The organism is Streptomyces sp. NPDC034099, assembly GCF_055575415.1.
In genome coordinates, this window is sequence record NZ_JBVISR010000027.1 from 23,916 (window position 1) to 35,108 (window position 11,193).

Annotated in this window: 10 protein-coding genes; 4 read left to right on the forward strand and 6 right to left on the reverse strand. The window is 69.6% G+C overall.

Annotation, left to right across the window (positions count from 1 at the left end; translation table 11 throughout):
- Window positions 1-97: 97 nt before the first annotated feature.
- Entirely contained in the window at window positions 98-2,110 is a 2,013-nt protein-coding gene (locus ACZ56V_RS38440; RefSeq protein WP_468948397.1) for a CASTOR/POLLUX-related putative ion channel, read from the forward strand.
- Window positions 2,111-2,142: 32 nt separating this feature from the next.
- Here ACZ56V_RS38440 and ACZ56V_RS38445 read toward each other — a convergent pair whose 3' ends face one another.
- From ACZ56V_RS38445 to ACZ56V_RS38470, 6 genes are all read right to left on the reverse strand, one after another.
- Window positions 2,143-2,364, reverse strand: coding sequence for a hypothetical protein (locus ACZ56V_RS38445; RefSeq protein ID WP_364685772.1), 222 nt, complete (start codon window positions 2,362-2,364; stop codon window positions 2,143-2,145).
- Window positions 2,365-2,511: 147 nt separating this feature from the next.
- On the reverse strand, window positions 2,512-3,702 hold the full coding sequence (locus ACZ56V_RS38450; protein WP_468948399.1) for an ABC transporter substrate-binding protein: 1,191 nt from the start codon (window positions 3,700-3,702) through the stop codon (window positions 2,512-2,514).
- Window positions 3,699-4,754 (reverse strand): branched-chain amino acid ABC transporter permease, encoded by a 1,056-nt coding sequence (locus ACZ56V_RS38455; protein ID WP_468948401.1) that lies wholly within the window; start codon window positions 4,752-4,754, stop codon window positions 3,699-3,701. The genes ACZ56V_RS38450 and ACZ56V_RS38455 overlap by 4 nt, the downstream gene beginning before the upstream one ends.
- Window positions 4,751-5,623 carry a branched-chain amino acid ABC transporter permease gene (locus ACZ56V_RS38460; protein WP_468948403.1) on the reverse strand — a complete coding sequence of 291 codons (873 nt, stop codon included), beginning with the start codon at window positions 5,621-5,623 and terminating at the stop codon, window positions 4,751-4,753. Before ACZ56V_RS38460 ends, ACZ56V_RS38455 begins: the two co-directional genes overlap by 4 nt.
- Window positions 5,624-5,670: 47 nt before the next feature.
- A complete protein-coding gene (locus ACZ56V_RS38465) occupies window positions 5,671-6,384 on the reverse strand; it encodes an ABC transporter ATP-binding protein (protein ID WP_386656692.1) in 714 nt (237 codons plus the stop codon).
- A complete protein-coding gene (locus tag ACZ56V_RS38470) occupies window positions 6,381-7,145 on the reverse strand; it encodes an ABC transporter ATP-binding protein (protein ID WP_468948405.1) in 765 nt (254 codons plus the stop codon). Before ACZ56V_RS38470 ends, ACZ56V_RS38465 begins: the two co-directional genes overlap by 4 nt.
- 292 nt (window positions 7,146-7,437) lie before the next feature.
- Here ACZ56V_RS38470 and ACZ56V_RS38475 point away from each other — a divergent pair, with 292 nt between their 5' ends.
- The 3 genes from ACZ56V_RS38475 (at window position 7,438) to ACZ56V_RS38485 (ending at window position 10,991) form a co-directional block, all read left to right on the forward strand.
- The gene (locus tag ACZ56V_RS38475; RefSeq protein WP_006131816.1) at window positions 7,438-7,791 is read left to right on the forward strand and encodes an antibiotic biosynthesis monooxygenase family protein; all 354 of its coding nucleotides are present in this window, start codon (window positions 7,438-7,440) and stop codon (window positions 7,789-7,791) included.
- A 241-nt stretch (window positions 7,792-8,032) separates the two neighbouring features.
- Entirely contained in the window at window positions 8,033-8,860 is an 828-nt protein-coding gene (locus ACZ56V_RS38480) for an MBL fold metallo-hydrolase (RefSeq protein WP_468948407.1), read from the forward strand.
- 202 nt (window positions 8,861-9,062) lie between these two features.
- Window positions 9,063-10,991 (forward strand): N-acetylmuramoyl-L-alanine amidase, encoded by a 1,929-nt coding sequence (locus ACZ56V_RS38485; RefSeq protein WP_468948421.1) that lies wholly within the window; start codon window positions 9,063-9,065, stop codon window positions 10,989-10,991.
- Window positions 10,992-11,193 lie beyond the last annotated feature (202 nt).

Consider the following 11,193-nt stretch of genomic DNA (forward strand, 5'->3'; position numbering starts at 1 on the left):
GGTGAACATCGCCGTGGCACGGTGTGTCGCGGCTCTCGCATCAGCACTCTTCCGCTGATGGCTCACGTGGTGCGCGGGGCGGTAGGGGGTACAGGTGATGGGGCGTCGGCGTCCGGTTTCATGGCGGCACCGAGCGCGATATGTCTTCGACCGGACACTGGCCCGAAGCACCGGGGCATTGCTCGGCTGGCTGGCCGCCTGCTGTCTGGCGATCGTCGTTCCCGTCAGCCCGCTCCTGGTGTGGACCGATCCGCGGGCACCCCGCTCCCTCTCGGAACGCCTGGTCGCGGTATGGCGTACGAGCGCCGAGACCCTCCGCCTCGGCGGGGTGACCGGCGCGCCGCTCCGGATGCTCCTGTCGGTGCTTCTCGGACTGATTGCTCTGCTGTGTGTCTCCACCCTGGTGGGTGTGATCACGACCGGGCTTGGTGACCGCTTGGAGAAACTGCGCCGGGGCCGGTCCAGGGTGCTGGAGAAGGGGCACGCGGTGGTGCTCGGCTGGTCCGACCAGGTGTTCACCGTTGTGGGCGAGATGGTCCTCAGCCAGGTCGGCAGGGTGCGGGGGGCCGTCGCGGTGCTGGCCGATCGCGACTCCGCCGTGATGGCCTCGGACCTGAACACGGCGCTGGGGGTGGTGACTCGCGGAGTACGCGTCGTCTGCCGTACGGGCGAGCCGACCGACCCCGCTGCCCTCGCGCTGCTCACTCCCGCCGCGGCGCACTGCGTCCTGGTGCTGCCGGGCGACGAGGACGCCGCCGACGCGGAAGTGGTCAGGGTGCTGTTGGCCCTGCGAGCGCTGCACGGCGCCGGGGCGGACCCGCCGGTGGTGGCCGCCGTGCGCGACGAGCGGTTCCTGACCGCGGCCCGGCTCGCTGCCGGAACGCGGGGCGTCGTCCTGGACGTCGAGTCCACCACGGCGCGGCTGCTCGTCCAGGCCGCCCGGCAGCCCGGCCTGGTGCGGGCGTTGAGGGACCTTCTCGATCTCACCGGCGCCGAGTTCCACGTGGTCCACGCACCGGACGCCCTGGGACTGACGTTCGCCGAGATTTCGCTGCGGTACGAGGACGCCTGTGCCGTCGGATATCTGGCGGCCGACGGCCGTGCCCTGCTCACTCCGGCGTCCAGCGCGCGATGCGGTCCCGGGGACCGTTTGATCGTCGTCGCGCGGGACGACCGTCCGCCCGTTCCGGAGCGGGAGGGCACCGCTGTGGATCTCAGCGTCATGGCGGGCCCGCGCGACCGACAGCGGTCCTGCTCGAAGACGTTGCTGCTGGGGTGGAACCGTCGCGCTCCACTGGTCGTGGGCTTGCTCCGCCGCACCGCACAACCGGGCTCACTCCTGCACGTCGTCACCGGTTCCGACGACGGATCGGTGACCGCGGGGGCCTCGGGCCCCACTGACGACGAACGGGTCGCCGTGTCGTACCGGGTCGGGGAGCCGACCCGACCCGACACCCTTCGCGCACTCGACCTGTTCGGCTACGACACTGTCATCGCGCTCGGACCGGACGCGGGGCCGCACCGGGCCCGACCCGACGACCAGCTCCTGCTCACGCTACTGACCCTGAGGGCCGTCGAGGAGGAGAGCGGCCGGGCCCTGCCCGTCGTCGCCGAACTGACCGACCACCGCAGCCTGGCACTGGCCCCGCTGGGTCCGGAGGGGGACGCTGTGGTGCGCGGCGAGCTGACTTCTCTGGTCATGACCCGGATCGCGCAGAACACCGGCATGGCCGCTGTGTTCGAGGAGCTCTTCGCCGCACGAGGCGGCGCCCTGGCCCTGCGCCCGGCCTCGTACTACGTGCTCTCCGGGCGGGTGGCGTCCTTCGCCACCGTGGTGGCATCCGCCCTCAGGCTCGGGGAGTGTGCGATCGGGTACCGAGCGCACGATGCGTGCACTCCGCGCCGGGAGGTCGACGTACGCCTCGCTCCCGGCAAAGCGGAACGACGTGCCTGGAATTCCATGGACGAGATCCTGGTCGTGACCCCGTCGGAGGCCGGTGCGCACTCCCCGGCCGCTGCGTACGGCGAACGCACAACGCGTCCGGGCGGCCTCCCGGAAGCCCGGCGGGGCACGGACGACAGGCCGGCGCGAGGCCCCGCCCCCGAATGAGGCGCGGAAGTGTCAGTCCCCTGGGACGGCAGTCACGCCGCCGGCCGGCCGGTGATGGCCGGCAGGGTCGTGGTCCTGATGCGACGGTAGGTCGCGAAGCCGTTCACGGTCACCGCTGCCCAGATGACGGTACTGAGCAACGGCCACCACAGCTCGCGCCCCTGCGCACCCTCGATCAGCTTGACGACCGAGTTCAGCGCCCAGCCGACGGCGAGGAAGAGTGCCGCCCACCTGGCCCACCGCCAGATCGCCATGGTTCCTCGCGCACGCGATTCCCGCTGAGTGGGTTCCCTGTGCCGACGTTGTGTCTCCATCATGACTCTTCGTCTGCCCGTCATCCGGCGTCGTCGCCGCGCCTGCGCCAGGAAGGCCGAAAAACACGGGTGTCCCTCAGCCGCCCGTCAGTTCGCCAGATGCCAGTCGCCGTCGCGTACCACCAGCACGCCGAGCGACTCGGGCTGGAGACCGGAGTGCTCCTTCGCCGAGTTCCGGATCGGGCCGGACACTCCGTCGAAGCCGATCGTCTCGATCGTGTCGCGCAGCTCGGGTCCGTCCGTGCTGCCCGACTCGGCGATGGCGTTGCGCAGCATCAGGGCGGCGTCCGCCCCGAAGGACGCGAACCCGGAGTAGTCCCGGTACGTGTCGGTGTACCGCTCCACCCACTGCTTCTGGTTGTGGACGCTCTCGCTGCCCGAGGTGACGTCACCGATCGCCAGGACGCGGGGGAAGACCATGTGGACGCCCTCCGCGGCTCCCTGGGCGCCCTTGACGAAGAGTTCCGCACCGGCGCCGGCATCCAGATAGACGCCTCCGTCGAATTCCGCGTCCCGAAGGTTCTTGGCGATGATCCCGGCAGCCGGCATGACCGCCCAGACGACCACGGCCTCGGGACGGTCGTCGACCAGGCGTTTCGCCTGGACACTCATGTCCTTGTCCTCCTGGCCGAACTGCTGCGTGCCGGTGACCTCGATGCCGGCCTTCTTCGCCTGGGCCAGCACCGCGGCCCGGCCCTCCTGCCCGTAGGGGTTGTCGACATTGAGCAGGCCGACACTCTTCACCCCCTTCTTCTTCAGATCGGCCAGCAGCACTTCGGCGTCCTGAGCGGGGTTGGGCGAGATCTTGAAGGTGTACTGACGTTCCGCCACGGGGTCGGTGATCGCCGTGGCCGAGGCCAGCGAGATCAGCGGCACCTTGCGCTTCTCCACGATGCTGGTGACCGGGACGGTGCACGCCGAGCAACCCCCCGTGATCACTGCCACGACGTGATCGTTGTTGATCAGGTCGTTGACGTTGGTGATGTTCTGCGCGGGTTTCGTCTGGTTGTCCTTGACGATCAGCCTGAGCTTGCATCCGCCCAGCACTCCTCCCTGCTCGTTGATCGAGTCCACCTGCAGTTCGAGGGCCTTCTTGTACGCCGTACCGATGCTCTGTGTGGGCCCCGACAATTCCAGGCTGGCGCCGATCGCGATGTCTCCTCCCTTCGGCTGCCCGCCCGTCCCGTCGTCCTTCTCCGACGCGGCACAGCCGGTGAGCCCCAAGGCGCCGACGAGGATCGCGCCGGTCAGCGCCAACGAGGTACCTGTCCGGATCACTGTGTCTCTCTTTCCTGAGTACGAGCCGTCGTGGCGGCGGCAGGAGGGTCCTGCCGCTTCCGAACCGACCGCTCTGTGCGGACCGCCGACACGCCGCCCACCCCTCTGGGCAGGAACAGCAGCACGGCTATCAACGCGATCCCGTAGACGATGATGTCGAAATTCCCGGTAGCGGACGGGAACACCTTCGGGATCAAGTCCTTGGACGCCTCGGAGAACGTGATGATCACCAGCGCACCGAGCGGCGCGCCCCACGGGGTGCGCAGTCCACCGACCGAGGCGATGACGAGCAGTTGCACGGAGTTGAGGAGACCTGCCTGACCGGAGTCCATGAAGGACGACCAATGGGCGTACAGACCGCCCGCGATCGCGGCGAGCCCGGCCGCGAGCGCCAACGCGCCCCGGCGCAGGGCGGCGGCCGACACTCCGGCAGCCTCCGTCGCCACGGGGCTGTCACCCAGCGCGGTCAACGCGTCGCCTGCGGGGGACCGCAGCAGCGCGTCCACGGACAGCACGGAGACCAGCAGCACGCCGGCCACGAGGTAGTAGACCGACAGGTCGGTGTCCAGCTCCACACCGAACGGCGCCAGCGACGGAATCCCCGAGAGGCCGTTCGAGGCACCGGTCAGCGGCAGTTGATTGGCCAGCGAGCTGACCACCAGGCCGAAGGACAGGGTCGCCAGCGCCAGGTACTGGCCCTGCGCCCGGAAGATGAACAGCCCCACGACGTACGCCACGGCCATGGCCAGCGCGACCCCGGCGGTCAACGCGAGCAGGGCGTTGACGTGCCATCTGCCCGTGAGGATCGCGGAGGTGTATCCGCCGATGGCGAAGAAGGAGGCCTGCCCGAGGGAGATCTGGCCGGCACGGCCGACCAGGGGGACGAGGCCCAGGGCCGCCGTGGCCTGCAGACACATCAGCACCGCGACCGACATCGTGTAGAAGGGCACCCGTGTGAAGACGGCGGGCACCGCGAGCAGCAGGACGACGAAGGCGGCGTACCCGGTGGCACGAGAACCCAACAGGGCGTGAGCCCGGCGCGACGCGTTCATACCCGCACCACCGACGCCCTGCGCAGCAGCCCCGTGGGCCGGAGCAACAGCACCATGAGCAGCAGTCCGTAGGTGAGCGTGTCCTTGTACTCGCTGCTGAGATATCCGGTGGCGTACGCCTCCACCAGTCCGACCAGCAGCCCGCCGACCACGGCGCCCACCGGAGAGACGAGTCCGCCGATGACCGCCGCGGTGAAGCCCTTGAGGCCGAAGGGGATGCCCACCGACGCGTCCGGCGGCTGGAGCGGAGCCAGGAACACTCCGGCCAGAGCGCCCAACGCCGCGGCCAGGGTGAACGCCAGCAGGCTCATCCGGGCCGGCGAGACGCCGACGAGACGGACCGTCTCGGATTCCATGGCCGTGGCGCGCATCGCGGTACCCCACAGGGTTCTGGTGAGGAAAAGCCACATCAGCAGGACCGCCACCCCGGTGGCCACCCCGCACCAGACGTACTGCCGGACCACATGGGCGCCGAACACGTCGAACGCCTTGCCCTCGGAGAAGGACGGGACGAAGTGGGAGTCCGGTCCGAACGCGAGGAGCGCCGCGCCCTCAAGGGTGACCGAGGCGCCGATCGTCAGGATGATCAGCCGTTCGCTGTCGGCGTCCCGTGCGCGTCGGACGACGACGAGATCCAGCAGGGCACCGACGGCGGCGGTGGCAGCGACAGCGGTCGGGGCCGCCACCCACAGGGGTGCGCCCGCCTCGGACAACACCGCGCATCCCAGCCCGCCGAGCATGACGAAGTCGCCCTGCGCGAAGTTGATCACGCCGGTGACTTGGTACACCAGGGCGACTCCCAGCCCGACCAGTGCGTAGGTGGTGCCGGCTCCGAGCCCGGAGAGTGTGAAGTCGAAGAACTGCGACATGCGGGGCTACCGAATTCCGATCCTGAGTGACTGCGACGCGGGGACGTTCATCCGACGGGCCCTCCCAAGTAGGCGCGGACGACCCTGGGGTCGTCGCTCAGTTGACCGACCGGTCCCGATGCCACGAGTTCTCCCCGCTCCATGAGGTGTCCGCGCTGCGCCACCCGGAAGGCGACGCTCGCGCTCTGCTCGACCAGGACCAGCGTCGTGCCGCGCCCGGCCAGTTCCACGAGGGCGTCGGTCACCAGCCGGACCGGCTGCGGGGCGAGCCCCAGCGACGGCTCGTCGAGCAGCAGCAGCTTCGGGCGGCTCATCAGGCCCCGGCCGATGGCCACCATCTGCTGTTCACCGCCCGACAGCGTGCCCGCGGGCTGCCGTCGGCGGGCGACGAGCGCGGGAAAGAGGTCGTAGACCGCGTCCGGCCCGGCGGCGGCGCGTCCCGCCGCGTAGCCGCCCAGCCGGAGGTTCTCCTCGACAGTGAGCCCGGCGAACACGTGACGGCCCTCGGGAACGAGCACCAGCCCCGATCGCGCCCGCTGCTCCGCCGACCAGCGGGTCACGTCCGCGCCGTCGAACTCGATGGTTCCCCGCCATGCACGGGACAGGCCCGCCAGCGTGCGCAGCAGCGTGGACTTGCCGGCGCCGTTGGGTCCGATCACGGTGACGGCCTGCCCGGCTCCCACCGAGAGATCCACTCCGTGCAGCGCCTCGATCCGGCCGTATCCGGACACCAGCCCGGTGGCCCGCAGCAGTTCGCTCACGTCTCCTCGCCCAGGTATGCGGCGCGCACCACGGGGTCGGCGGCGATCCGCTCGGATGTGCCGTCCGCCAGCAGCCGGCCATGGTCCAGGACCAACACCCGGTCCGACACGGCGAAGACGCCGGCGACATCGTGCTCGACCATCACTACGGTCACACCTTCCGCCGCGATGTCGGTGAACAGTGCCGTCAGATCGACGCTCTCCGCGCGCGCGAGGCCCGCGAGAGGTTCGTCCAGGAGCAGCAGCGCGGGGGCTCCCGCCAGGGCCCTCGCGATCTCCACCCGGCGCTGGAGTCCGTAGGCCAGGCTTCCCGCCGAACGGTCCGCGTAGAGCCCGAGCCCCACCCTTTCGAGCAGTCCGAGGGCCGTGCGGCGCTCGGCCTCGACCCGGTTCCTGGAAGTGGCCAGGCCCAGGACGTGGCCGAGGGAGAGGTGCAGACTTCGAGCAGTGCGCGGCAGCATGACGTTCTGCAGCACGGTCAGGGAGCCGAAGATCTGAAGGTTCTGGAAGGTCCTGGTGACACCCAGGCGGGCGGTACGCGTCGGGCCGACCCCGGTGAGGTCGCGGCCGTTCACGCGAACGGTGCCGGACGTCGGAGGTGTCAATCCGGAGAGGGCGTTCAACAGCGTCGTCTTTCCGGCACCGTTGGGGCCGATCAATCCGATCACGCCACCACTGGAGTGGGAGAGGGTGAAGTCCTGCACGGCCGTCACCCCGCCGTATCGCACCGTGAGTCCGGAGATCTCGACTGACGTGGTCACCGTCCACCTCGGGCGGCGCATATGACTGACACTGTTCTCCTACACATTGTTCCGGCCGGGCGACGTGACACGCCGTCACTCCACCGTCCTCAACAGGCCGACGGGGTCGCGGTGTTGGTCACCATCTAGACCGTGACGGCGCAGTGGTTGTGACAGCTTATGCACCCCAGTCCATCGATCGCCCGACGACGTCGTCGAGACGCACCACCCTTCGGATGCCCGGCAAGGTAAACCACTCTTAAAGGATTCGATCTCTCGTCACAGGGGCCAGCCGCCGCTTGTCGGAATGAGCATGACTGACTCACTGAAATCGAAGACGCACACCTCCGACCCGGTCGTCCTGATCAAGACCTACACGGTGCCTGCGGAGGAGGCCGATTACTTCACCGAGGCGTACCAGGAGAACGCCCGGATCATGTCGACGCAGCCCGGTTTCATCCGTTCCCGGCTGCACCGCCCCCTGGCCGACGCCCCCGAGACGCGCTTCGTTCACATCGCCGAGTGGTCCTCGGGCACCGCACTCGACGAGGCCACGGGCAATCCGGACTGGCACGCCGCGCTCAAGCGCCTGTTCGAGGACCCCGCACTCCACATCACGTCGGAGCCCGCCAGTTATCGCGTCGTCGTCGAGTTCCGTTCCTCCTGACGAACACGACCCGCAGCCCAGCACCACGCCGCCACCACTCACCTCCACGCTCATGAGGACATGACATGACTGCTGAGCCCACGGGTTCAGACACATCCCGTCGGACGCTGCTCAAGCGCGCGACGGTCGCCGCCGCGGTCCCGACCGTCGCCTCACTGCTCGGAAGCTTCCCGGGCACCGCCGCGGCCGGCGACGCACCGAACCTTCCCTGTACTGGGTCACCGACACCTACTACCAAGCGATGTTCCTCACGACGCGTGAGAGTGTCGTCCTCGTCGACGCCCCGCCCACGCTCGGGCACAACCTGCTGCGCGCCATTCAGGAGGTCACCCGCGCCAACGGCAAGCCCTCACGCGTCACACACCTCGTGTACTCGCACTCGCACGCGGACCACATCGGTGCGGCGTCCCTGTTCGGCAAACACGTCGTACGCGTCGGCCACACCGAGACGCGTCGGCTGCTGCGTATCGAAGCCGACCCCAACCGTCCCGCGCCGACGGTCACGTTCGACGACCGCTACGTCCTCCGAGTCGGCGGCGAGCGCCTCGAACTGGCCTACCACGGGCCGAACCACTCCCCCGACAACATCTTCGTCTACGCGCCGGACTACGCCACACTCATGGTCGTCGACGTGCTCTTCCCGGGCTGGGCGCCCTTCAAGGGCCTCGCCGCGTCCCAGGACATCCCCGCCTGGATCAAGGCACACGACATCGTCATGGACTACCCCTGGCGGACTCTGGTGGGTGGTCACCTCGGCCGGCTCGGCGTCCGCGCCGACGCGACGACGCAGCAGCAGTACGTCGCCGACCTGCTCGCCAGCACTCGTGCCGCCGAGGCGTCGGTCGATCCGGCCCCCTTCTACGAGAAATACGGACCGACGGGCAACTCCTGGGCCATCTTCAAGACGTACCTCGACGCCGTGGCCACGACGGCGGCGGCGCCGGTCGCCGCGAAGTACACCGGTGTCCTCGCGGCCGCCGACGTCTTCACCGTCGACAACGCCATGGTGATGCTCGAGTCGCTGCGCATCGACTTCGGCGAGCTCGGCCCCTTCGGCGTCCGACCGTAGCCACCAGACGTCGAACAGTGCTGCCATGAGCAGGTCACGACACACTCTGTTGAACCGAGCAGGCTCTCGTGGCACCTACAAGCAACATCGTCCTATAGTCATCCCCGCATCGAGTCGCCTTGCGCCGACGGCCTTCCACGGCCGCATTCCGGCACGCCTCGGTGCCCGTTACTTCCTCATAAGGAGCATCCCCTTGCACAAGGTGCACAAGTCCCGAAGGGCAATCGCTCTGCCCGTCGGGGTCACGGTGGGCGCACTCGTCGCGGGTGGCCTGTTGGCCATGTCGGGCGCTGCCCAGGCCGACACGGCGAGTGACGCCTCGGGGCAACGCCAGGAGGCACTGCTCGCCGCGGCGGACGAATACCACATCCCGCCCGCCGTGCTGCTCGCTCTGTCCCACCAGGAATCGGCGTGGGACGGACACGGCGGCCTGCCGAGCACCGACGGCGGTTACGGGCCGATGAATCTCACCGACGTCACCCCCGCCATGCTGGCCGGCGGCGGTGCCGGTGCCGCCGGCCGAGCCGACCTTGACACGCTTGCCGCCGACCCCGCCCTGCACACGCTGGACCAGGCCGCGGAGCTGACCGGCCTGTCCGCGCGGGACCTGCGCGAGGACGACGCCGCGAACATCCGGGGCGGCGCCGCACTGCTGGCCTCGTACGAGCGGGAGCTGGTCGGCGGAACACCCGCGGACCCCGCCGAGTGGTACGGGGCCGTGGCCCGCTACAGCCAGGCCAAGCAGGAGAAGGCAGCGGCGAGTTTCGCCGACCGTGTCTTCCGCACGGTGCGCGGCGGTGCCTCCGCCACGACCCAGGACGGCCAGCGCCTGCGCCTGGCCGCCAGCCCCTCGGTCACTCCCGACCAGCGGCAGATCGACGCCCTGCACCTGAAGACGGCATCCACGGCGGCCGCTACCGAATGCCCCACGACGGTCGACTGCACCTTCGTCGCCGGCTCTCCGGTCGGCCGCCAGGTGGCCGACCGCCCCACGAACGGCATCCGCGTCGACACCATCGTCATCCACGACCTGGAGTCCACGTACGACGCCGGTGTCGCGGGCCTGGCCAACCCCACCAACCCCGCCTCGACGCATTACGTCATGTCGTCGTCCGGTGCGGTCACCCAGATGGTCCCGACCAAGGACATCGCCTTCCACGCCGGCAACTACTCGACCAACCTGCACTCCATCGGGATCGAGCACGAGGGCTACGCCGCCCACGGCGCCGCCTGGTACACGGAGTCGCAGTACCAGGCCACGGCCGACCTGGTGAAGTACCTGGCCGCGCGCTTCGGCGTACCGCTGGACCGGCAGCATGTCATCGGCCATGACAACGTTGCCGGGCCGAACTCCTCGCTGGTCGCGGGCATGCACTGGGACCCCGGCTACGCGTGGGACTGGAACCACTTCATGAGCCTGCTCGGGGCGCCGGTCGGCGGGCTGCCCGAGGTGCCCGAGCCGGGTGAGGTCGTGGCGATCACGCCCTCCTTCACGGACAACGTGCAGACCTTCCAGGTGTGCCCCTCCGACGACCCCACCGGGCAGACGCCCGCCTGCACCGAGCGACAGCAGCAGGCCAACTTCGTCTACCTGCGCACCGCCCCCAGCGAGACCGCCCCGCTCTTCGGCGACCAGGCGATCCACGGCACGGCCGCGGGAACCGACCGGGTGAACGACTGGGGCAGCACGGCGCAGGCCGGTCAGCAGTTCGTGGTGGCGGATGTCCAGGACGACTGGACCGCCATCTGGTTCAGCGGGGCGAAGGTGTGGTTCCACAACCCGGGCGGCACCAACACCCGTATCCAGTACGGAGTGAAGATCATCAAGCCCTCGGGGAGCGCACCGGTGGCGCTCTACGGCTCCAGCTATCCTGACAAGGCCGAGTACCCGGCCGGTCTCGGCGCCTCCACCCAGGCCCCGCTGAGCATGTACTCCATCCCGGCCGAACAGGCGTACGTGGCCACCCAGGACGCCTCGGCCACCGACGACTACTTCCCGTCCAGCGGCGCGGTCGTCATCGGCGGGAAGAAGATGTACACCGTGCAGTACAACCACCGCGTCGCACTCGTCTACGCCAACGGTGTCACCGCGACCACGGCGACGCATCACTGGGAGAACGGCGGCGTCTGACCGTCAGCACGTCGCCGTCGTCGGCGGCGACGTGACCTCCTTTTCCGGCGTCGTCCCGAACCGGGCAACGCTCCCGCCCGCGGCCGGGGGGGCGTCCCCGAAAGGCACCCCGACGCGGGCGGTTCGTGCCGGACCCCCAACCCCCCCCTCCGGAAAGCGCCCTACCAAGGTCCCTTCCCCCCAAACCAATCGCCCCTTTCCC